The 428-nt window shown below is 53.0% G+C and carries 1 protein-coding gene; it reads left to right on the forward strand.

Annotation, left to right across the window (positions count from 1 at the left end; translation table 11 throughout):
* Window positions 1-298, forward strand: a 298-nt coding sequence (locus tag ACU8YC_RS28515) for a formylglycine-generating enzyme family protein (RefSeq protein ID WP_446896455.1), incomplete at its 5' end; no start/stop codon positions are given.
* Window positions 299-428 lie beyond the last annotated feature (130 nt).

Raw genomic sequence — 428 nt, forward strand, 5'->3', positions numbered from 1 at the left:
GGTCGGGAAATATCCCCCCAATCCACTGGGGTTGTATGACATGGGACTAAGTGGCCAGGAGTGGGCTAATGACTGGTATGCGGCGGACTACTATGCGCACTCGCCGGTTGATAACCCACAGGGACCGGAGAGCGGCGACAGGAAGGTACAGAGGGGCTATCCGGGCGGGGATTATCAGTATGCCCTGACCATGTTTCGAGAGTCAGATTTCCCTTCTCCGCTTTTGAATGGGCGTAAGGCAGAAGATCATAGATTTTCCCCTAAATATGTTTTTCGCTGCGTGGTGAATAACGGATGACGGCGCATATTCTGAAATTTCTTACTCCGGGGATATTTTTGCTGGCGCTGACCGGCTGTGATAACAGCTCCAGTGCGGAAAACCAGCAGCTCACCCAGGCGCTGGTGAAACGCTCGCTGGATAATATGGT

The sequence above is a fragment of the Citrobacter sp. VF227 genome, assembly GCF_052950715.1.